The organism is Pseudoxanthomonas sp. J31 (genome assembly GCF_000510725.1).
Taxonomy (GTDB): Bacteria; Pseudomonadota; Gammaproteobacteria; order Xanthomonadales; family Xanthomonadaceae; genus Pseudoxanthomonas.
On record NZ_AZNZ01000001.1, the window covers coordinates 150,164 to 169,400 of the forward strand.

A 19,237-nucleotide genomic window follows, 5' to 3' on the forward strand; every position below is an offset into this window, starting at 1 on the left:
GTATCGTGCGCGTCCTATGGACCACGCTCCCCCACGAGCCGCCCGGCGCCGTGCCCGGCCCGGATCCGGCGTTGCCCGCCTGTTCCGCTACCTCTACCGCGTCCCGCTGCTGCTGCTGCACCTGCTGCTGCCGCTGCCGCTGACCGTGCTGTGCCAGGTCACGCCGCTGGCGCGCCTGCGCTGGGGCGGCGAGACCCTGGGCGACCGCGCGGTGCGCGCCTGGTCGGGCGGGCTGATGTGGGTGTTCGGCTTCCGCCTGGTGCGGATCGGCCAGCCGCTGCCGGGGCCGGTGCTGTTCGTGGCCAACCACGTCAGCTGGGTCGACATCGAGATGCTGCACAGCCAGCGCATGATGGGCTTCGTCGCCAAGCGCGAGATCGCCGGCTGGCCGGTGGTCGGCTGGCTGGCCACCCTGGGCCAGACCATCTACCACCAGCGCGGCAACACCGACTCGCTGGCCGGGGTGATCGCGGTGATGCTCGAGCGCCTGCGCCAGGGCCGCGCGGTCGGCGTGTTCCCGGAAGGGCGCACCCGCGACGGCAGCGCGGTCGGCCCGTTCCACGCGCGCATCTTCCAGGCCGCGGTCGAGGCCGGCGTGCCGGTGCAGCCGGTGGCGCTGCGCTACGGCGAGCGCGGTGACGCGCAGACGGTGGTGGCGTTCGGTCCGCGCGAGAGCTTCGTGGCCAACTTCCTGCGCCTGCTGGGCGAACCGGCGCGGCGCGCCGAGGTGCATTTCCTCGAGCCGATTGCGCCGGGCCAGGTCGAGGGGCGCCGCCGCCTGGCCGAGTTGTCGCGCGAACGCATCGTGGCGGTGATGGAACGCTGATCCGGGCGCCGGGCACTTGCGCCGTCCGCGTCGTCCGGCGAATGATTGCCGGTGAAACTGCAAGTCCCGCTCCCCCGGATGCTGACCGCCGCCGACTTCCAGCCGCCGCGCCTGCTGCGCAATCCGCACGTGCAGTCGGTGCTGGGCTCCAGCGCCCTGCGCCGCCACCGCGGCCTGCGCGCGCTGGCCGCCAGCGGCGCCCAGACCCGCGAACTGATCCTGGACGGCGGCAACGGCGTGCGCCTGCAGGGCTGGCACAGCCGGGTGCCGGGCGTGCAACCGCGCGGCATGGCCCTGCTGCTGCATGGCTGGGAAGGCAGCGCCGAGTCCGGGTACATGCGCATGGCCGCCGCGCGCCTGCTCGGCTGCGGGCTGGAAGTGTTCCGCCTGAACTTCCGCGACCACGGCGGCACCCACCACCTCAACGAGGACCTGTTCCACTCCAACCGCCTGGACGAGGTGGTGCACGCGGCCGCCGACATGGTGGCGCGGCTGCGGGTGCGCGACCTGGTGGTGGCCGGCTACTCGCTGGGCGGCAACTTCGCCCTGCGCCTGGGCCTGCGCGCGGCGGTGGCGGGGCTGCCGCTGCGCCACATCGCCGCGGTCTGCCCGCTGGTGGACCCGGCCAGGACCATGGACCACATGGAACGCGCGCCGCAGATCTACGACTGGTACTTCCGGCGCAAGTGGCGCAGTTCGCTGCTGCGCAAGCGCGAACTGTTCCCGGACCGCTACGGCTACGACGACGCCACCCTGCGCCTGGACATGCGCGGGCTGATGGGCTGGCTGGCCCAGCGCCACGCCGGCTTCGGCTCGGTCGAGGCCTACTTCGACAGCTATTCGATCGCCGGCCGGCGCCTGGCCGCGCTGGACGTGCCGGCCGACATCCTGATGTCGCGCGACGACCCGGTGATCCCGATCGACCATTTCCAGGACTGGCAGCTGCCGGCCTGCGCGCGGCTGGAGGTGGCGTCCTGGGGCGGCCACTGCGCGTTCCTGGAGAGCCTCAACGGAGACGGTTTCGCCGAGCGCTGGGTGGCCGAACGCCTGTGCGCGGCACTGCCGGCCGGCTGAGCCCCGCGCCTTCCGGTCCGCGCCGGCGCGGCCTCGGCTACGCTGTGGCCCACCACCACAGGGAGGCAGACACATGCGCATCTGGAGCGACAGTTTCCCCGCCGGCGGCCCGATCGCCGCCGAATTCGCGCTGGGCGCGATCGACGGCTTTGGCGGCAACCGCAACCCGCACCTGGCCTGGGACGGGGTGCCGGAGGGCACCCGCTCGCTGGTGCTGCTGTGCATCGACCCGGACGCGCCGACCGTGCCGGAGACCGTGGGTCGCGAGGACATGGAGATCCCGGTGGAGCAGCCGCGCACCGAGTTCGTGCACTGGGCCATGGTCGACATCGCCCCGGCGGTGGTGGCGATCGAGGCCGGCAGCTGCAGCGACCGCCCGACCCGCGGCGGCAAGCGCCAGCCGCCGGGCCCGGAAGGCGCGCGCCAGGGGCTGAACGACTACACCGGCTGGTTCGCCGGCGACGCGCACATGGGCGGCGACTACTACGGCTACGACGGCCCGTACCCGCCATTCAACGACGCCCGCGTGCACCGCTATTTCTTCCGCCTGTTCGCCCTGGACGTGCCGCGGCTGGACGTGCCCGACCGCTTCACCGCCGCCGACGCGCTGCGCGCCATGCAGGGCCACGTGCTGGGCGAGGCCGCGGTGCACGGCACCTACACCCTCAACAGCCGCCTGGGCTGAGCCTGCGCGCGGCGCCGGGGTGGAGAAGATCGACCTCAAGCGCAGCCTGGGGCCGCTGTACCGGCCGGCCCCGGGCATCGTCGAGCTGGACGTGCCCGCGTCCGGCTTCCTGATGGTCGACGGCCGCGGCGACCCGGACACCGCGCCGGCCTGGCGCGAGGCCGTGGAGGCGCTGTACGCCGTGGCCTACGCGGTGAAGTTCGCGCTGAAGCGGCGGCGCGCGCTGGACTACGTGGTGATGCCGCTGGAGGCGCTGTGGTGGTCGGACGACCTGTCCAGCTTCGTCCGCGGCGACCGCGCTGCCTGGCAATGGACCGCGATGATCATGCAGCCGCCGGAGGCGGACGCGGACCTGGTCGCCGAAGCGGTGGCCGGCGTGCGCGCGAAGAAGGCGCTGCCGGCGCTGCGGCGGCTGCGCCTGGAGAGCTTCGCCGAAGGGCGTTGCGCGCAGCTGCTGCACGTCGGTCCGTACCGGGACGAGGGGCTGGCCATCGCCCGCCTGCACGCCTGGATCCGCGAGCGTTCGGCGCTGCGCGGGCGCCACCACGAGATCTACCTCGGCGATCCGCGCCGCAGCCGGCCGGAGAAGCTGAAGACCCTGCTGCGCCAGCCGATGGCATGAGCCGCCATGCCGGCCGCGGCGGCGTGTCCGGCCGCGGGCGGCTGCCGCGCGGCGCGGTTACTGCGCCGGCATCAACGCCAGCAGGCCGATGCCCAGCAGGATCCGGTAGACGGCGAAGCCGGTGAAGCGGTGGGCCTTGATGTAGCCCATCAGCCAGCGCACCACGCCGAAACCGGTCGCGGCGGCGGCGGCGAAGGCCAGGGCCACGCCGGCCCAGTCCTCGCCGCCGAGCCCGCCTTCCATGGCCAGTTCCAGGAAGGCGTAGGCGCTGGCCGCGAACATGGTCGGGATGCCGACCAGGAACACGAACTCGGCGGCGGAGGCGCGCCGGCTGGTGCCGGCCAGCATGGCCATGAAGATCGCCGCGGCCGAGCGCGAGGTGCCGGGGAACACGCCGGCCACCACCTGGGCCAGGCCGACCAGGATCGCGACCTTCCAGCTGATCGTGGCCACGTCGCCGCGCTTTCCCGCGTAGTGCTCGGCCACCAGCATCCAGATGCCGCCCAGCACCAGCGCCCAGGCGATCGGAGTCACCGTCTCCGGCAGTTCCCAGCCGGCCAGGCGCACCGGCAGGCCGACCAGCGCGGTAACCAGGAACGCGACCGCCAGCTTGGCCACGTAGTCGCGGGTGGCCGGGTCGCCGAGGCTGGTCGCCAGCTCCCACAGCCGGCGCCGGAACACCAGGGTCACGGCGAGGATCGCGCCGGCCTGGATCACGATGTTGAAGAAGTCCGAACGCGCGCCCAGCCAGTGCTGGGCGATCAGCAGGTGCCCGGTGCTGGAGATGGGCAGGAATTCCGTCAGTCCTTCGAGGATGCCCAGCAGCAGGGCGGAGAGCAGTTCGGACACGTGGCGGCGTCGTCGGTTGGGAGGGCGGCCCCAGCATACGCGAGCAAATGCTGCACTGGCACATCCCCAAAAAGGTGCATTGCTCGCACCAAAATAATGCACCTGTTTGGTGCCTCGTTCCCCTTCCCGGATCGGAAGTTCAGTCAAATCAACGGCTTGTGACGAGTGTGATGGTTGGCACGGACCCTGCTACGGAACGGGTACCCATCAACCCGAGGTTGCACAGCGATGTCCGTGGAAAACGTTGAGAAGCTGATCAAGGACAACAAGGTCGAGTTCGTCGACCTGCGATTCGTCGACATGCGCGGCATGCAGCAGCACGTCACCTTCCCGGCCAGCATCGTCGAGGACTCGCTGTTCGAGGACGGCAAGATGTTCGACGGCTCCTCGATCGCAGGCTGGAAGGGCATCAACGAGTCGGACATGCTGCTGATGCCGGATCCGGAGACCGCGCTGCTGGATCCGTTCGCCGCCGACCCGACCCTGGTCCTGACCTGCGACGTGCTCGATCCGGCGACCATGCAGGCCTACGCGCGCTGCCCGCGCGGCGTGGCCAAGCGCGCCGAGGCCTACCTGAAGTCCTCGGGCATCGCCGACGTCGCGTTCTTCGGCCCGGAGCCGGAGTTCTTCATCTTCGACGCGGTGCGCTTCGCCAACGACATGGGCCACACCTTCTTCGAGATCGAGTCCGAGGAGGCGGCCTGGAACAGCGGCACCAAGTACGAGACCGGCAACACCGGCTACCGCCCGGGCGTGAAGGGCGGCTACTTCCCGGTCGCCCCGCACGACTCGCTGCACGACCTGCGCGCGGAGATGTGCAAGGTGCTGGAGGAGGCCGGCATCCCGGTCGAGGTCCACCACCACGAGGTGGCCACCGCCGGCCAGTGCGAGATCGGCACCCGCTTCAACACCCTGGTGCGCAAGGCCGACGAGCTGCTGACCCTGAAGTACATCGTCAAGAACGTCGCCCACCGCAACGGCAAGACCGCCACCTTCATGCCCAAGCCGATCGTCGGCGACAACGGCAGCGGCATGCACGTGCACCAGTCGCTGTCCAAGGACGGCAAGAACCTGTTCTCCGGCGACGGCTACGGCGGCCTGTCGCAGCTGGCGCTGTGGTACATCGGCGGCATCTTCAAGCACGCCCGCGCGATCAACGCCTTCGCCAACGCCGGCACCAACAGCTACAAGCGCCTGGTCCCGGGCTTCGAGGCGCCGGTGATGCTGGCCTACTCGGCGCGCAACCGCTCGGCCTCCTGCCGCATCCCGTGGGTGTCCAGCCCGAAGGCCCGCCGCATCGAGATCCGCTTCCCCGACCCGCTGCAGTCCGGCTACCTGACCTTCACCGCGCTGATGATGGCCGGCCTGGACGGCATCAAGAACCAGATCGACCCGGGTGCGCCGAGCGACAAGGACCTGTACGACCTGCCGCCGGAGGAAGAGAAGAACATCCCGAAGGTCTGCTCCAGCCTCGACCAGGCGCTGGAGGCGCTGGACGCGGACCGCGAGTTCCTCAAGGCCGGCGGCGTCATGAGCGACGACTTCATCGACGGCTACATCGCGCTGAAGATGCAGGAAGTCACCAAGTTCCGCGCGGCCACGCACCCGCTGGAATACCAGCTGTACTACGGCAACTGACCGGCTGCGGCGCGGGGGCGACCCCGCGCCGCTTCCGCATCCGTGCGCGATACCGCCGTCCGCCAGGGGGCCGGGCGGCAGTGGAAGGAGAGAGAGAAGCGAAGCAAGCAAAGGGGATTCCCGGGCCTGCATGACCTCCCCCAAGAAGTCGGATGCAGCCTGCGAATCGGTGCGCCGCCGCCGTCACGGAGCGGCCATGTCGAAAGGGAACGGCCGGGCCACCCGGCCCGGCCGCTCCCGGAGTTCCGAACGCCGGCCGCAATGGCCGGAACCTCCACCATCGGGATGCGAACATGAAACTGATCACCGCAATCATCCGGCCGTTCAAGCTTGACGAGGTGCGCGAAGCCCTCGCCCAGGCTGGCGTGTCCGGCATCACCGTGACCGAGGTCAAGGGCTTCGGTCGCCAGAAGGGGCACACCGAGCTGTACCGGGGCGCCGAGTACGTCGTCGACTTCCTGCCCAAGATCAAGATCGAGACGGTCGTGACCGACGACCGCGTCGACGCCGTGCTGGAAGCCATCCAGCAGTCGGCGGGCACCGCCAAGATCGGCGACGGCAAGATCTTCGTCACCGCCGTCGAGCAGGTCATCCGCATCCGCACCGGCGAGATCGGCGCGGACGCGCTCTAACCCACCCCGGAGAGAACCATGAAGACGCGATTCCTGGCCGGGTGGAAGACCCGGTTCTATTCCGTGTGCCTGATGATGCTGGTTTCGGCGCTGGCGACCACCGCCTTCGCCGCCCAAGCGCAGGAAACCGCCGCGCCGCCGGCCGAGGAAGCCGCCGCGGCGGTCGCCGCCGCCGCCGATGCCACGGCCGACGCCGCTGCCGCGGTCGGGGAAGCGGCCGCCGAGCCCGCCGCCGCCGAGGAGGCGCCGGCCGAGGAGGAGGCGAGCCTGGATTCGGGCGATACCGCCTGGATGCTGACCTCGACCCTGCTGGTGCTGCTGATGATCGTGCCCGGCCTGGCCCTGTTCTACGGCGGCCTGGTGCGCAGCAAGAACGTGCTGTCGGTGCTCAGCCAGGTGCTGGTGGTGGCCTCGATCGTGATCGTGCTGTGGGCCTTCTACGGCTACAGCGCGGTGTTCACCGAGGGCAACGCCTTCTTCGGCTCGTTCACCGAGAAGTCGTTCCTCAAGGGCATCGGCGTCGACACCCTCAGCGGCACCATCCCGGAGCTGCTGTTCGTGGCCTTCCAGTCCACCTTCGCCGCCATCACCACCGCGCTGATCGTCGGCGCCTTCGCCGAGCGCATCAAGTTCAAGGCGGTGCTGCTGTTCTCGGTGCTGTGGTTCACCTTCAGCTACCTGCCGATGGCGCACATCGTGTGGGGCGGCGGCTACCTGGGCGAGCTGGGCGCGATCGACTTCGCCGGCGGCACCGTGGTGCACATCAACGCCGGCGTGGCCGGCCTGGTCGGCGCCTACTTCGTCGGCAAGCGCCTGGGCTTCGGCCAGACCGCGCTGAAGCCGCACAACGTGCCGTTCACCTTCATCGGCGCCGCCCTGCTGTGGATCGGCTGGTTCGGCTTCAACGCCGGCTCGGCCGCCGCCGCCGACGGCACCGCCGCCCTGGCCTTCATCAACACCATCCTCGCCACCTCGGCGGCGGTGGTCGGCTGGACCCTGGTCGAGGCCATCAGCAAGGGCAAGCCGTCGGCGCTGGGCGCCGCCTCCGGCGCGGTCGCCGGCCTGGTCGGCATCACCCCGGCCTGCGGCACGGTCGGTCCGCTGGGCGCGATCGTGATCGGCCTGGCCGCCGGCGCGATCTGCGTGTGGGGCGTCACCGGCCTGAAGAAGCTGCTGAACGTGGACGACACCGCCGACGTGTTCGGCGTGCACGGCGTCGGCGGCATCGTCGGCGCGGTCCTGACCGGCGTGTTCACCGCGCCCTCGCTGGGCGGCACCGGCGACGCCGACTTCTCGATCGGCAGCCAGGTCTGGATCCAGGTGGTCAGCATCGGCTTCACCATCGTCTGGTGCGCCGTGGTCACCGTGCTGGCCCTGCTGGTGGCCAAGCTGGTGTTCGGCCTGCGCGTCAACGAGGAGGCCGAGCGCATCGGCCTGGACATCAGCTCGCACGGCGAGTCCGCCTACGAGGTCTGAGTGGCATCGCGCCGCGGGCACAGGCCGCGGCGCGCTTCCTGCAACAACCGAGGTGGCGCCGCCCGGCGCCACCGCCCGATCCCCGCGCGCTGCCCGAGCGGCCGCGCCTGCAATGCGCCGAGGTGAACCGTGTTCCGCCTTCCCGTCACCCATGCGCGCCGGAGGCAGTGCTTGCCGCCGCCGCCGCGGGGCGGTGCAATGGGGCATGAGCCCGGACCTGCGCACGCTCTTTCCCGCCGTCCTCTGCCTGCTGCTGGCCGCCTGCGCGCACGCGCCGCAGCGCAGCCCGCTGGCGCAATGGACGCCTTCGCCCAACCACGACGCCCGGCGGCCCTCGCTGGTCGTGCTGCACGCCACCGAACAGGGCTCGGTGGCGGAGAGCCTGCACACGCTGCGCACCCGCAACAGCGGCGGGCCGGTAAGCGCGCACTACCTGGTCGGCGCCGACGGCAGCGTGCACCAGCTGGTCGACGACCGGCGCCGTGCCTGGCATGCCGGCGGTGGCAGCTGGGGCGCGCTCACCGAGCTGAACTCTGCGTCCATCGGCATCGAGCTGGACAATGATGGCGCCGCACCGTTCCCGCCCGCGCAGATCGAGGCCCTGCTGCGCCTGCTCGAGGACCTGGCCACGCGCCTGGGCATCCCGCGCCACGCGGTCATCGCCCACGCCGACCTGGCGCCCACGCGCAAGCGCGATCCCGGCCCGCGGTTCCCGTGGCAGCGCCTGGCCGAGGCCGGCTTTGGCCTGTGGCCGGATCCGGCCGATGGCGAACCGCCTCCCGGTTTCGATCCGTGGCTGGCGCTGCAGGCCATCGGCTGGCCGCTGCACGACCCGGTCGCGGCGGTGCGCGCCTACCGCCGCCACTACCGCGGCGACGAGGCCGACACCCTGGACGCGGAGGACCTCCGCATCCTGCATTCGCTGGTCCTGCAGGCGCGGCGCCGGCGCTGACCGCCACCCGCGGCGGCCATCGCCGCCATCGGCGCCATGCACTAGATTGGTGCAATGTCGATGAGCGCCGTAGCCGCACCCACCCTCGAACACCTGGCCACGCCCGTGGTCTGGGCCGATGCCCAGGCGCGGATCGCCGGGGTCAATGCCGCCTTCCCGCGCTGGCTGGGGATCGGCCCGCGGCGCCTGGTCGGGCAGCCGCTGGCGGCGCTGGAGCAGGAGGGCGACGCCCTGGCCCGGTTCCTGGAGCAGGACGAGCGCGAGATCCTGCGCCTGCACCGCATCGCCCTGGGCCTGCCCGGCGAGGCCCCGCGTCTGGCCGATGGCTGGGTCACCCGGGTCGAGGGCGGCTGGCTGCTGGAGGCCCATCCCTGCGACGACCTGACCCTGCCGGACGCGGCCCAGGCCCTGCCCGGGGCGTTGCAGGCCGCGCTCAAGGGCCTGGCCCACGAGTTGCGCAACCCGCTGGCCGGGCTCAAGGGCGCGGCCCAGCTGCTGTCGCGGCGTGCCGCCAGCCGCCAGGACGATGCCGGCGAGCGCGAGCTGATCGAGCTGATCGGCTCGGAGATCGAGCGCCTGAGCAGCCTGGTCGACCAGTTGCTGTCGCCGGCGCCGCAGCGGCCGCACGCGCCGTTGAACATCCATGCCGTGCTCGAGCGCGTGCTGCGCCTGGCCGAGGCCGAGGCCGAGGGCCGCCGCCCGGTGCGCATGCAGCGCGACTACGACCCCTCGATCCCGGAATTCCCCGGCGACGCCGACCGCCTCGCCCAGGCGGTGTGGAACCTGGTCAACAACGCTTTGCAGGCGGGAGCCTCGACCATCATCCTGCGCACCCGCTTCGAGCATGGCCTCAACATCCGCGACCACCTGCACGCACGCGCGCTGCGGGTGGAGATCGTGGACGACGGCCGCGGGGTGCCGGAGGAGCTGGCCGAGCACCTGTTCCTGCCGCTGGTCAGCGGCCGCGCCGAGGGCACCGGCCTGGGGCTGGCCCTGGCCCACCAGGTGGCGCGCGAGCACCGCGGCACCCTGACCTTCCGTTCCCGCCCCGGCCATACCGTTTTCACCCTGCTGCTGCCGCAGACCGAGCCTGAAGGAGAGACCGCCGCATGAATTCCGAGAGCCGCCGCGTCTGGGTGGTGGACGACGACCGCTCGGTGCGCTTCGTGCTGGCGACCGCGCTGCGCGACGCCGGCTACGAGGTGGACGGCTTCGAGAACGCCGCCAGCGCGCTGGCGGCACTGCGCGTGCGTGGCGCCCCGGACCTGCTGTTCACCGACGTGCGCATGCCCGGCGACGACGGCCTCAAGCTGCTGGACCGGCTCAAGTCCGCGCACCCGCAGCTGCCGGTGATCGTGATGAGCGCCTACACCGACGTGGCCAGCACCGCCTCGGCCTTCCGCGGCGGCGCCCACGAGTTCCTGTCCAAGCCGTTCGACCTGGACGACGCGGTGGCGCTGGCCGCACGCGCGCTGCCGGCCGAGGGCGCGCCGCCACCGCCGCCGGTGCCGGCCGCCGCCGCCGAGGAGGCCGCCAGCCAGGAGCTGATCGGCGACACCCCGGCCATGCGCGCGCTGTTCCGCGCGATCGGCCGCCTGGCCCAGGCGCCGCTGTCGGTGCTGATCACCGGCGAGACCGGCACCGGCAAGGAACTGGTCGCCAGCGCCCTGCACCGCGAGTCGCCGCGCGCCGATGGCCCGTTCGTGGCGCTCAACACCGCCGCGATCCCGGCCGAGCTGCTGGAGAGCGAACTGTTCGGGCACGAGGCCGGCGCCTTCACCGGCGCGCAGAAGCGGCACGTGGGCCGCTTCGAGCAGGCCAACGGCGGCACCCTGTTCCTGGACGAGATCGGCGACATGCCGGCCTCGCTGCAGACCCGCCTGCTGCGCGTGCTGGCCGAGGGCGAGTTCTTCCGCGTGGGCGGCCGCGAGCTGATCCGGGTGGACGTGCGGGTGATCGCCGCCACCCACCAGGACCTGGAGGCGCTGGTGCAGCAGGGCCGCTTCCGCGCCGACCTGCTGCACCGGCTCAACGTGGTGCGGCTGCAGATCCCGGCCCTGCGCGAGCGCCGCGGCGACATCCCGCTGCTGGCCACCACCTTCCTGCACCGCGCCTCGCGCAAGCTCGGCGGCGGCGCCAAGCGCTTCGAGCCGGCGGCGCTGGCCGCGCTGCAGGCGATGGACTGGCCGGGCAACGTACGCGAGCTGCAGAACCTGTGCTGGCGCCTGGCCGCGCTGGCCCCGGGCGAAACCATCACCCTGGAGGACCTGCAGGTGCTGCAAGCACCGGTGGCGGCGCCGCCGGCGGCGCCGGCCAGCGCCGCGCAGTGGGACATGCAGCTGCGGCAATGGGCGCTGGACTGCCTGCGCGCCGGCGCCCGCGACCTGCACGCCGAGGCGCGCGAACGCTTCGACCGGGCCCTGCTCAACGCCGCCCTGGAACACACCGGCGGCCGCCGGGTGGAAGCGGCGGCGCTGCTGGGCGTGGGCCGCAACACCGTCACCCGCAAGCTGGGCCCGGGGCGCCGCCGCGAGCGCTGAGCGGCGTGGCCCCGCTGCGGTGCGGGCGCGCCGTCGCGGATGGGGGGCCGCTGCCCTTGATTGCCCGGCAACGCGCCAGCGGACACCATGGCGGTCCGTTCCACTGACCGGTGCACGTGCATGAAGACTCCCGCCCATCCGCGAATCGCATTGCCCGCCCTGGCGGCCCTGGCCCTGCTGGCCGGCTGCAGCACCACCGAGCCGGTGGCCCCGGCACCGCCGGCGCCGGCCGAGCCGGTCGCCACCAGCACCGCGCAGGAAGCGCGCGTGGCGCTGGCCTCGGCCTCCGGCAGCCGGGTCAGCGGCACCCTGGTCCTGGTGCCGATGGACGGCGGCGTGCACGTGCGCGGCCAGGTCGGCGGGCTGCCGGCCAACGGCCAGTTCGGTTTCCACGTGCACGAAAAGGGCGATTGCAGCGCGGCCGACGCCACCAGCACCGGCAGCCACTTCAACCCGGCCGGTGCCCCGCACGGCCGCGCCGGCAGCGGCGCCCACCATGGCGGGGACATGGACAACATCAGCAGCGACGCCGAGGGCGTGGCCACGGTCGATGCGCACCTGCTAGGGGTGACCCTGGGCGGCGGCGCGGCCAACGACATCGCCGGGCGCGCGGTGATCGTGCATGCCGACCCGGACGACTACCAGAGCCAGCCCACCGGCAACGCCGGCGCGCGCGTGGCCTGCGGGGTGATCAAGGTCGTGCGCTGAGCGGCACCAGGGCCCTCCCCTCCGGCGGACGGAGGGGGCCGGGTCCCGGGCCGCGCGCGAAAACCCGCGCTGCAAGGCGGCGCGGCCGGGGCCACGGTCCGGGCCGCGCTCCGGTGTGCAGGGGCGTGGACGCATCCGCCGCACGCGGGCGGGAAGACGCCGCAACGGCTGCGGGATGCAGCCTGCGGATCAGGCCGCTTGCGAAAGCAGGGCGCGCGCGTCCTGCTGGCCGTTGGCGTGCACGTACAGCACCGGGATGCCGTGTGCCTCCAGCACCGCGGCCAGCTGCCGCTGGCGCGCCAGGAACAGCTCGTACAGCCGCTGCAGGCGCTCGCACTCGCCTTCGCCCGGGGTGCCGCCGTGGTAGTGCGCGCACCAGCCGGCCGGGTCGAACAGGGCCATGCGCGCCTCGCCGTCGGCCAGCCGCAGCAGCGGTTCGGGGCCGGCGTCCAGCCATTCCTCCGAGCCCGGCGCCAGCAGCGCCGCCTCGATCAGGTTCCACAGCGCCGACAGGCCCTGGTTGTCGTACTGCATGGCCATCATCGCCGCGAGGTCGTGGGCGCTGAGGTAGCGCGCATGCTCGATCCGGGCGCGGAAGCCGTCCTGCGCCAGCAGCGCGGTGTCGGCACCGGCCATGCCCTGCGGCAGCAGGCTTTCCTCCAGCGCGCCGGCGACCACCGCCAGGGTCTGCGGCTCGCCGGCGAGGATGAAGGGCAGCACGCGCAGGCCGCCGCCGGTCAGGGCCGGGTCGGCCTGCAGCGGCAGCGGGACGTCGCCGTCCGCATCGGTGCCGAAGGCGACCACGCGCGGGCCCTGTTTGCGGCCCGGGGCACGCATGTGCAGCTCCTCCAGCCGGCGGTGCAGCGACCAGCCCGGGCGCAGGGCCTCGGCCGGGTCGAAGTGGGCGGCGGCCAGGACCAGGTCCAGCGAGGCGACGTCCGGCACCAGCCGCGCCAGGTCGCGGCCCACGGCCACCGCCAGGGTGCCGGCCTCTTCCTGGGACAGCGCGGCGCGGCCGGGCGCCTGCCCCCCGGCCAGCTCCAGCGCGAACACGCCACGGAACACGGTGTCAGCCACGCGTAGTCCTCCGCCGGGAAGGGTGGGACTGGCGGCGCGGGCCGCCGTTCATCGCGAAATGGGTCTGCATCGTTGGCCGCCTGACGGCTGGGGGATACACTTCGGCCATTATGCATTCGGTCGCGTATGCAGACCGTAATCCCGATGGAATCCACCCGAGGTCATCCCATGCCATCCACCCGCCCCGTCGCCATCCTCGGCGGCGTCCGCATCCCGTTCTGCCGCCAGAACACCGCCTACTCCGACGTGGGCAACCTCGGCATGTCGGTGCGCACCCTGGGGGCGCTGGTCGAGCGCTTCGGCCTGCACGGGCAGCAGCTGGGCGAGGTGGCCATGGGCGCGGTCATCAAGCACTCCTCGGACTGGAACCTGGGCCGCGAGGCGGCGCTGTCGTCGGGCCTGTCGCCGCTGACCCCGGGCATCACCCTGCAGCGCGCCTGCGGCACCAGCCTGGATTCGATCATCACCATCGCCAACAAGATCGCGGTCGGGCAGATCGACTCGGGCATCGGCGGCGGCTCGGACACCACCTCCGACGTGCCGATCGTCTACGGCAAGAAGCTGCGCGCGCGCCTGCTGGCCGCCAACCGCGGCAAGACCTTCAAGGACAAGCTGGCCGCATTCAAGGGTTTCCGCCTGTCCGAACTCAAGCCCGAGTTCCCGGGCGTGGCCGAGCCGCGCACCGGCAAGAGCATGGGCGACCACTGCGAGGACATGGCCAAGCAGTGGAACATCTCGCGTGACTCGCAGGACGAGTGGGCGGTGTCCTCGCACAGGAAGCTGGCCGCCGCCTACGAGCGCGGCTTCTTCTCCGACCTGATCGCGCCGTTCCGCGGCGTGGAGCGCGACAACATCCTGCGTCCGGACACCTCGCTGGAGAAGCTGGCCACGCTCAAGCCGGCGTTCGACAAGACCTCCGGCCGCGGCACCCTGACCGCCGCCAACTCGACCCCGCTGACCGACGGCGCCGCGGCGGTGCTGCTGTCCACCGAGGAGTGGGCCCGCGCCCACGGCCACGAGCCGCTGGCCTACCTGCGCGACGCGCACGTGTCGGCGGTGGACTTCGTCCACGGCGAGGGCCTGCTGATGGCGCCGACCGTGGCGGTGGCCGAGATGCTCCGCCGCAACAACCTGACCCTGCAGGACTTCGACATCTACGAGATCCACGAGGCCTTCGCCGCGCAGGTGCTGTGCACCCTGCGCGCCTGGGAGAGCGAGGACTACTGCCGCACCCGCCTGGGCCTGGACGCGCCGCTGGGCCGGATCGACCCGGAGAAGATCAACCCGGTCGGTTCCTCGCTGGCCACCGGCCATCCGTTCGCCGCCACCGGCGCGCGCATCATCGCCACCGCGGCCAAGCAGCTGGCCGAGCGCGGCGGCGGCCGCGCCCTGGTCTCGATCTGCACCGCCGGCGGCATGGGCGTGGTGGCGATCGTCGAGCGCTGATCCCGGCGCCGGCGCAACGAAGAAAGGCGGCCCTGGGGCCGCCTTTCCTTTTCCGGGTCGCCGGGATCCGCGCCGCGGCGGATCACTCCACCAGCCGCGGCAGGCCGTTGGCGTCGCGTTCCTCCGGGGCGGCGTCGGCCGGCGGCTGGAGCAGGCGCGCCGGCAGCGGTTGCACCGGTTCGCCGCGTCCTGCCAGCAGCGCGTTGGCGTAGGCCTGCGCGGCCAGGGCGTGGTCGCCGGCCTCGGCCAGGCCGTCGCCCAGCAGTTCCCAGGCCTCGGCGCCGGCGCCCTGTTCCAGCGCCCGCTGCAGGAAGTCGCGCGCCTGCGGCCACTGCTCCTGCTGCCTTGCCAGGCGCGCCAGCGCCACCAGCAGCGCCGGGCTGCCCGGGTGCTGCTGCAGCCAGCGCTGGGCGCTGGCCCGGCGCGAATCCACGTGGCCGACCGGCAGCCGCGCGTACAGGTCCACCAGCTCCTCGTCCCAGTGCGCGTCCAGCGCCTGCTCCAGGTGGCGCATGGCCGCCTCGTGCCAGCCCAGCGCGGCGGCGCGGCGGGCATAGGCCCCGACCACCGCCGGCTCGGTGCGCAGGGTCTTGGGCATGGCTTCCCAGCGCTCGGCCAGCAGGTTGGCGTCGTCGGTCTCCTCCAGCGAGGCGGCCGCCAGGTCGAGCTCCAGGGTGGCCAGCTCGTCGGCCGGCAGCACTGCCTGCTGGCGCAGCGCGCCGAGCAGGCCGTAGGCCTCGCCGGCGCGGTGCACCGCGGCCAGGGCGCGGGCGCGCAACAGCAGGCCGCGCGGCGGCAGCGGCTGCGCCTCGGCCACGTCCAGCGCGTTGATCGCGTCCACCGGACGGCCGCGCGCCAGCATGCGCTCGCCCTGCAGCACCGCGTGCAGCACCGGGTCGCGCTGCGCCAGCTGCGCCAGCCACTGCGCGGCCGCGGCCTCGTCGCCGCGCGCATCGGCCGCGCGCACCGCGCCGGCCAGGGCCAGGGTGCCGGCCTCGGCATCGTCGGCGGCATTGCCGAGCAGGCGTTCGCCCTGGCTCCAGCGACCGCCGTAGACCGCGCGCATGCCCTCGATCAGGCGCCCGCGGCCCTGGCGCTTGCGGTAGCGGCCCCAGGCGCGGAACGGCAGCCGCAGCAGGTGCCAGGCCGCGCCCAGCACCACCAGCGCCAGCGCCGCCAGGGCGATGGCCACCGGCAGGCTGGTGCTGTAGTCGTAACCGCCGGTGCGCACGATCACCCGGCCCAGCGCGGCCGGGTCCTGCTGCGCGATCCATTGCGCGGCCAGCACGCCCAGCACCGCCGCGACCAGCAACGCCACCAGCCATCGATACGGCTTCATTGCACACTCCTCGCTTCGCGCGCGGCCCGCAGCTGCAGCAGGGTGGCTTCCAGCACCGGTTCCTGCAGTTCCAGCGGCTGGCCGCGCAAGGCCTGCAGTTGACCCTGAACCTCGCGCAGGGCGGGTGAATCCGGCCACAACCGGCGGATCGCCGCCTGCGCGCGCTGCAGCGCCGAACCGAACGCCGGCGCGTCGCCGCGCTCGAGCGCGGCGCGGGCCAGGGTCAGCTCCAGCTGCAGGGTGGTTTCGGCGGCGATGCGCTCGCTGCCGGTCAGCAGTTCGTGGCTGCCGGCCGGGCGCACCTGCACCAGCGGCGCCAGCGCGCGCTGCCACCACGGTTGCGGGCGGCCTTCGTCGGCCGCCGGGGCTTCCAGCGGCAGGTCGGCCAGGCGCGCGGCCACCGCGTCCAGGCGCGCGGCGATGGCCGCGCGCGGGCCGGGGCCGAGCCGGTCCAGCGCGGCGCGCTCCTCGGCCAGGGTCTGGCGCAGGTTGAGCAGGCCGGGGTCGTGCAGGCCCTCGAGCAGGCTGGCGGCCAGCGCGTAGGCGCGGCGCGCGCCTTCCACGTCGCCGGCGATGCGCAGGCGCTGTGCACCCATCACCAGCAGCAGCTCGGCCTCGTCCAGGCGCGCGCTGCGGCTGCCGTCGCGGCTGCTGGCGGCCAGCCGCGCGACGTTGTCCTCCAGCAGCGCGTTGCGCTGGCCCAGGCCCAGTACCTCGTCGCGCAGCACGCGGTTGGCATTGGACGCATCACGGATCAGGCGCGACTGGGTGGCCAGGTCGCTGCGCAGGTTGTCCATGCGCGCGATCAGGGTTTCCAGCTGGCGCGCCTGGTCGGCGTTGCGGTCGTGCAGGCGCGCCTGTTGCTGGCGCCAGGCATGCCAGGCGAAGGCGCCGGCCAGCACCAGTACGAGCGGGACCAGCAGCCACGCGAGCGCGCGCGTGGATGGCCGGCGGGAAGGGGGAGTCTCGTTCACGGCTGCATCCTGTTCGGCCGGGCGGGGGGTGCCGCGCTCCAGGCGGCCATCCGGCCAGCGGCAAGCATCGCTTGGCCGCCGCCGCGCCCGCAAGGACTCACCCGGCAACCAGCTGTTGCGCCAGCGCCGCCAGTGCCGCCGGGCGCGGGCTGGCGGCGGAGGCGACGCGGGCGAAGCCGCGCGCGCGCGCCAGTTCCGCCAGGCGTTCGCTGGCGGCGGCCACGGCGCAGCGGCGCAGGACCGCGACCGCGTCCTCCGGCCAGCCGTCCAGCACCCGTTCCAGCGCCTCGCCGCTGCTGACCGCCACGCAGGCCGGGCCCTGCAGCGCGCGCAGCGCGGCCAGCGCGCGCGGCGCCGGCGGCAGCGGCTCCCTGCGGTAGACGTCGGCGCGCAGCACCCGCGCGCCGCGGCCTTCCAGCGTCGGCGCGATCATCCCGCGTCCGCCCGGGGCGGTGACCAGGCCGACGCTGGCGGGCGCGGCCAGCGCGGGCAGCGCCAGCACGCCCTCGCTGTCCATCCGCGCCGGGGCCTGCGCCCGGGCCACGCCGGCGCGGCGCAGGGCGGCGGCGCTGCCGGCGCCCACCGCCAGCCAGGCCTGGCCGGGACCCGGCCGCAGCGGGCGCAGGGCCGCGGCGGCGCGCACCGCCGCCGGGCTGGTGAACAGCACCGCCTCGCAGGCCAGGGCCGCGTCGAGCGCGCGGCGGGCATCGTCGTCGTCGCAGGGGCGCAACGCCCACGGCGACAGCGCCAGCAGGCGCGCGCCATGCCGCGCGGCGGCGCGGCGCATGGCGTCGTGGCCGCCGGCGGGGCGCAGCGAGACCAGGGTCCAGGGCGGAGGGGGTGCAGGCATCCGCGCATTATGCGGGCCGCGGACCGGCCCGGGCCGGGCTTCCGCTACCCTTTGCCGATGACCACGAACGAGCCGCATGACCCCGCCCTGGCCGCCGTGCGCGCGCAGCTGTGCGCGATCCCGCTGGCGCGCCAGATGCAGATCGAGATCGTCCATGCCGGCGACGGCCGCCTGCGCCTGCGCGCGCCGCTGGCGCCCAACATCAACGACAAGGGCTCGGCCTTCGGCGGCAGCCTGGCCTCGCTGATGACCCTGGCCGGCTGGGGCCTGGCCACCTGGCACCTGGCCCGCGCCGGGCACCCGGCCGACGTGTACGTGGCCGACAGCCACGTGCGCTACCTGGCGCCGCTGTACGACGCGCTGGAGGCGGAGGCCTGGCTGGAGGAAGGGCAGTGGGAGGATTTCCTCGCCACTTTCCGCCAGCGTGGCCGCGCGCGCTGCCGGATCGCCGCGCGCATCGCCCTGCCCGGCGGCGGCGATGCGACCGTGTTCAGCGGCCGCTACGTGGCCATGGCCGGCGGCCGCGCCGCCGGGGCCAGCTGCTAGCATGCCGGCCATGGCCCGCCGGAGGACGACGATGCGCATTCCAGGGATCCTGCTGCTGCTGGCGCTGTGCGCGCTGGTGCTGCCGGCGCATGCCATGGGCAAGCGCCAGGCGCAGGCCCTGGGCCAGGCGCAGGAGGCGTTCGCCGCGGCGGTGCGCTGGAGCGACTACGAGGCCGCGCTGCAGCTGGTCGATCCGGAATGGCTGGCCGCCCACCCGGTCAGCGGGCTGGAACTGGAGCGCTACCGCCAGCTGCAGGTGACCCGCTACCGCGAGGGCACCAGCTCGGTGCTGGCCGACGGCACCGTCGCGCGCGAGATCGAGGTCGGCGCGGTCAACCGCCACACCCAGGCCGAGCGCACCGTGCGCTGGCGCGAGCTGTGGCGCTGGGACGCGCAGGCGCGGCGCTGGTGGCAGGTCTCCGGGCTGCCGGACTTCTGGGACGGGCACTAGCGGCGGCGCGGCGCGGGGCATGTGCGACAATCGCCGCCCCGTCCCATCCGCATGAAGAACGCGCGCCGTGAATCTTGAGACCCTGATGGCCTTCGCCGGCCGCCACCCGATGCTGTCGCTGGCGCTGGCCGGTCTGACCGTGGCGATCATCTACACCGAGATCATGCGCCTGCTGCGCGGCTACAAGGCGCTCAAGCCGTCGGAGCTGGCGCTGGTGGCCAACCAGCCCGGCGCCCTGGTGGTGGACCTGTCGGCGATCGCCGATTTCGAGAAGGGCCACATCGCCGGCAGCCGCAACATCATCCCCAGCCAGTTCGACCCGGCCGGCAAGCTGCTGGCCGGCGCGAAGCAGTCGCCGGTGGTGGTGGTGTGCCGCACCGGCATGGCCTCGGCCGGCGCCGCGCGCAAGCTGAAGAAGGCCGGCTTCGAGCAGGTGTACTGGCTCGACGGCGGGCTGGTCGCCTGGCAGGCCGCGGGCCTGCCCCTGGTCAAGGGCCGCTGAGCCCGGCCGCGCCCCGGGGCTACCCGCGTCCGGCGCACGTGCCATAATCC

General features: G+C 73.4%; 20 protein-coding genes. 15 read left to right on the forward strand and 5 right to left on the reverse strand.

The annotated features are described in order from the left end of the window. Positions 1–16: 16 nt before the first annotated feature. The 4 genes from PSEJ31_RS0100645 to PSEJ31_RS0100660 all read left to right on the forward strand — a co-directional run bounded on the left by PSEJ31_RS0100645 (position 17) and on the right by PSEJ31_RS0100660 (position 3,207). Positions 17–826, forward strand: coding sequence for a lysophospholipid acyltransferase family protein (locus PSEJ31_RS0100645; protein ID WP_019399327.1), 810 nt, complete (start codon positions 17–19; stop codon positions 824–826). An 81-nt stretch (positions 827–907) separates the two neighbouring features. Then, positions 908–1,900 (forward strand): alpha/beta fold hydrolase, encoded by a 993-nt coding sequence (locus PSEJ31_RS0100650; RefSeq protein WP_028914338.1) that lies wholly within the window; start codon positions 908–910, stop codon positions 1,898–1,900. A 73-nt stretch (positions 1,901–1,973) separates the two neighbouring features. Further along, a complete protein-coding gene (locus PSEJ31_RS0100655; RefSeq protein ID WP_028914339.1) occupies positions 1,974–2,585 on the forward strand; it encodes a YbhB/YbcL family Raf kinase inhibitor-like protein in 612 nt (203 codons plus the stop codon). A gap of 19 nt (positions 2,586–2,604) precedes the next feature. Next, entirely contained in the window at positions 2,605–3,207 is a 603-nt protein-coding gene (locus tag PSEJ31_RS0100660) for a GyrI-like domain-containing protein (RefSeq protein ID WP_028914340.1), read from the forward strand. A gap of 57 nt (positions 3,208–3,264) precedes the next feature. On the opposite strand, the gene PSEJ31_RS0100665 is transcribed toward PSEJ31_RS0100660, so the two are convergent. Next, positions 3,265–4,056 carry an undecaprenyl-diphosphate phosphatase gene (locus PSEJ31_RS0100665; protein WP_028914341.1) on the reverse strand — a complete coding sequence of 264 codons (792 nt, stop codon included), beginning with the start codon at positions 4,054–4,056 and terminating at the stop codon, positions 3,265–3,267. A gap of 228 nt (positions 4,057–4,284) precedes the next feature. Between PSEJ31_RS0100665 and glnA the strand changes: the two genes are divergently transcribed. The 7 genes from glnA (at position 4,285) to PSEJ31_RS0100700 (ending at position 12,002) form a co-directional block, all read left to right on the forward strand. Continuing rightward, positions 4,285–5,694 (forward strand): type I glutamate--ammonia ligase, encoded by a 1,410-nt coding sequence (glnA, locus tag PSEJ31_RS0100670; protein ID WP_028914342.1) that lies wholly within the window; start codon positions 4,285–4,287, stop codon positions 5,692–5,694. Positions 5,695–5,987: 293 nt separating this feature from the next. Further along, the gene (locus PSEJ31_RS0100675) at positions 5,988–6,326 is read left to right on the forward strand and encodes a P-II family nitrogen regulator (RefSeq protein WP_019399321.1); all 339 of its coding nucleotides are present in this window, start codon (positions 5,988–5,990) and stop codon (positions 6,324–6,326) included. An 18-nt stretch (positions 6,327–6,344) separates the two neighbouring features. Further along, entirely contained in the window at positions 6,345–7,802 is a 1,458-nt protein-coding gene (amt, locus tag PSEJ31_RS0100680) for an ammonium transporter (RefSeq protein WP_026010669.1), read from the forward strand. A 205-nt stretch (positions 7,803–8,007) separates the two neighbouring features. Beyond that, complete coding sequence (locus PSEJ31_RS0100685) at positions 8,008–8,754, forward strand: N-acetylmuramoyl-L-alanine amidase (protein ID WP_028914343.1); 747 nt, start codon at positions 8,008–8,010, stop codon at positions 8,752–8,754. A gap of 54 nt (positions 8,755–8,808) precedes the next feature. Continuing rightward, positions 8,809–9,867, forward strand: coding sequence for an ATP-binding protein (locus PSEJ31_RS0100690; RefSeq protein ID WP_125076368.1), 1,059 nt, complete (start codon positions 8,809–8,811; stop codon positions 9,865–9,867). Then, positions 9,864–11,294: a nitrogen regulation protein NR(I) gene (gene ntrC / locus PSEJ31_RS0100695; protein WP_028914344.1), complete on the forward strand. Its 1,431-nt coding sequence runs from the start codon at positions 9,864–9,866 to the stop codon at positions 11,292–11,294. Before PSEJ31_RS0100690 ends, ntrC begins: the two co-directional genes overlap by 4 nt. A 120-nt stretch (positions 11,295–11,414) precedes the next feature. After that, complete coding sequence (locus PSEJ31_RS0100700) at positions 11,415–12,002, forward strand: superoxide dismutase family protein (protein ID WP_028914345.1); 588 nt, start codon at positions 11,415–11,417, stop codon at positions 12,000–12,002. Between the two features lie 189 nt (positions 12,003–12,191). Here PSEJ31_RS0100700 and PSEJ31_RS0100705 read toward each other — a convergent pair whose 3' ends face one another. Further along, positions 12,192–13,079 carry a hypothetical protein gene (locus PSEJ31_RS0100705; RefSeq protein WP_028914346.1) on the reverse strand — a complete coding sequence of 296 codons (888 nt, stop codon included), beginning with the start codon at positions 13,077–13,079 and terminating at the stop codon, positions 12,192–12,194. A 168-nt stretch (positions 13,080–13,247) separates the two neighbouring features. Here PSEJ31_RS0100705 and PSEJ31_RS0100710 point away from each other — a divergent pair, with 168 nt between their 5' ends. Further along, complete coding sequence (locus tag PSEJ31_RS0100710; protein ID WP_019399314.1) at positions 13,248–14,525, forward strand: acetyl-CoA C-acetyltransferase; 1,278 nt, start codon at positions 13,248–13,250, stop codon at positions 14,523–14,525. Between the two features lie 82 nt (positions 14,526–14,607). On the opposite strand, the gene PSEJ31_RS0100715 is transcribed toward PSEJ31_RS0100710, so the two are convergent. The 3 genes from PSEJ31_RS0100715 to PSEJ31_RS0100725 all read right to left on the reverse strand — a co-directional run bounded on the left by PSEJ31_RS0100715 (position 14,608) and on the right by PSEJ31_RS0100725 (position 17,688). Beyond that, the gene (locus PSEJ31_RS0100715; RefSeq protein ID WP_028914347.1) at positions 14,608–15,864 is read right to left on the reverse strand and encodes a heme biosynthesis HemY N-terminal domain-containing protein; all 1,257 of its coding nucleotides are present in this window, start codon (positions 15,862–15,864) and stop codon (positions 14,608–14,610) included. After that, positions 15,861–16,838, reverse strand: a complete 978-nt coding sequence (locus PSEJ31_RS0100720; protein WP_028914348.1) for a uroporphyrinogen-III C-methyltransferase — start codon at positions 16,836–16,838, stop codon at positions 15,861–15,863. Before PSEJ31_RS0100720 ends, PSEJ31_RS0100715 begins: the two co-directional genes overlap by 4 nt. Positions 16,839–16,935: 97 nt before the next feature. Further along, positions 16,936–17,688, reverse strand: coding sequence for a uroporphyrinogen-III synthase (locus PSEJ31_RS0100725; protein WP_028914349.1), 753 nt, complete (start codon positions 17,686–17,688; stop codon positions 16,936–16,938). A 57-nt stretch (positions 17,689–17,745) separates the two neighbouring features. On the opposite strand from PSEJ31_RS0100725, the gene PSEJ31_RS15465 reads away from it, so the two are divergent. From PSEJ31_RS15465 to PSEJ31_RS0100740, 3 genes are all read left to right on the forward strand, one after another. Beyond that, on the forward strand, positions 17,746–18,234 hold the full coding sequence (locus tag PSEJ31_RS15465; RefSeq protein ID WP_037034202.1) for a YiiD C-terminal domain-containing protein: 489 nt from the start codon (positions 17,746–17,748) through the stop codon (positions 18,232–18,234). Between the two features lie 31 nt (positions 18,235–18,265). Beyond that, complete coding sequence (locus tag PSEJ31_RS0100735; RefSeq protein ID WP_019399304.1) at positions 18,266–18,685, forward strand: hypothetical protein; 420 nt, start codon at positions 18,266–18,268, stop codon at positions 18,683–18,685. Between the two features lie 67 nt (positions 18,686–18,752). Next, a complete protein-coding gene (locus PSEJ31_RS0100740) occupies positions 18,753–19,187 on the forward strand; it encodes a rhodanese-like domain-containing protein (protein WP_026010665.1) in 435 nt (144 codons plus the stop codon). The last annotated feature ends 50 nt before the right edge of the window (positions 19,188–19,237 follow it).

Excerpts from the sequence above, each read along its gene's own strand:
- PSEJ31_RS0100645 (WP_019399327.1), top strand. The coding sequence starts at position 17 with ATGGACCACGCTCCCCCACGAGCCGCCCGGCGCCGTGCCCGGCCCGGA.
- PSEJ31_RS0100655 (WP_028914339.1), top strand. The coding sequence starts at position 1,974 with ATGCGCATCTGGAGCGACAGTTTCCCCGCCGGCGGCCCGATCGCCGCC.
- glnA (WP_028914342.1), top strand. The coding sequence starts at position 4,285 with ATGTCCGTGGAAAACGTTGAGAAGCTGATCAAGGACAACAAGGTCGAG.
- PSEJ31_RS0100675 (WP_019399321.1), top strand. The coding sequence starts at position 5,988 with ATGAAACTGATCACCGCAATCATCCGGCCGTTCAAGCTTGACGAGGTG.
- amt (WP_026010669.1), top strand. The coding sequence starts at position 6,345 with ATGAAGACGCGATTCCTGGCCGGGTGGAAGACCCGGTTCTATTCCGTG.
- PSEJ31_RS0100685 (WP_028914343.1), top strand. The coding sequence starts at position 8,008 with ATGAGCCCGGACCTGCGCACGCTCTTTCCCGCCGTCCTCTGCCTGCTG.
- PSEJ31_RS0100690 (WP_125076368.1), top strand. The coding sequence starts at position 8,809 with ATGTCGATGAGCGCCGTAGCCGCACCCACCCTCGAACACCTGGCCACG.
- ntrC (WP_028914344.1), top strand. The coding sequence starts at position 9,864 with ATGAATTCCGAGAGCCGCCGCGTCTGGGTGGTGGACGACGACCGCTCG.
- PSEJ31_RS0100700 (WP_028914345.1), top strand. The coding sequence starts at position 11,415 with ATGAAGACTCCCGCCCATCCGCGAATCGCATTGCCCGCCCTGGCGGCC.
- PSEJ31_RS0100710 (WP_019399314.1), top strand. The coding sequence starts at position 13,248 with ATGCCATCCACCCGCCCCGTCGCCATCCTCGGCGGCGTCCGCATCCCG.
- PSEJ31_RS0100715 (WP_028914347.1), bottom strand. The coding sequence starts at position 15,864 with ATGAAGCCGTATCGATGGCTGGTGGCGTTGCTGGTCGCGGCGGTGCTG.
- PSEJ31_RS0100725 (WP_028914349.1), bottom strand. The coding sequence starts at position 17,688 with ATGCCTGCACCCCCTCCGCCCTGGACCCTGGTCTCGCTGCGCCCCGCC.
- PSEJ31_RS15465 (WP_037034202.1), top strand. The coding sequence starts at position 17,746 with ATGACCACGAACGAGCCGCATGACCCCGCCCTGGCCGCCGTGCGCGCG.
- PSEJ31_RS0100735 (WP_019399304.1), top strand. The coding sequence starts at position 18,266 with ATGCGCATTCCAGGGATCCTGCTGCTGCTGGCGCTGTGCGCGCTGGTG.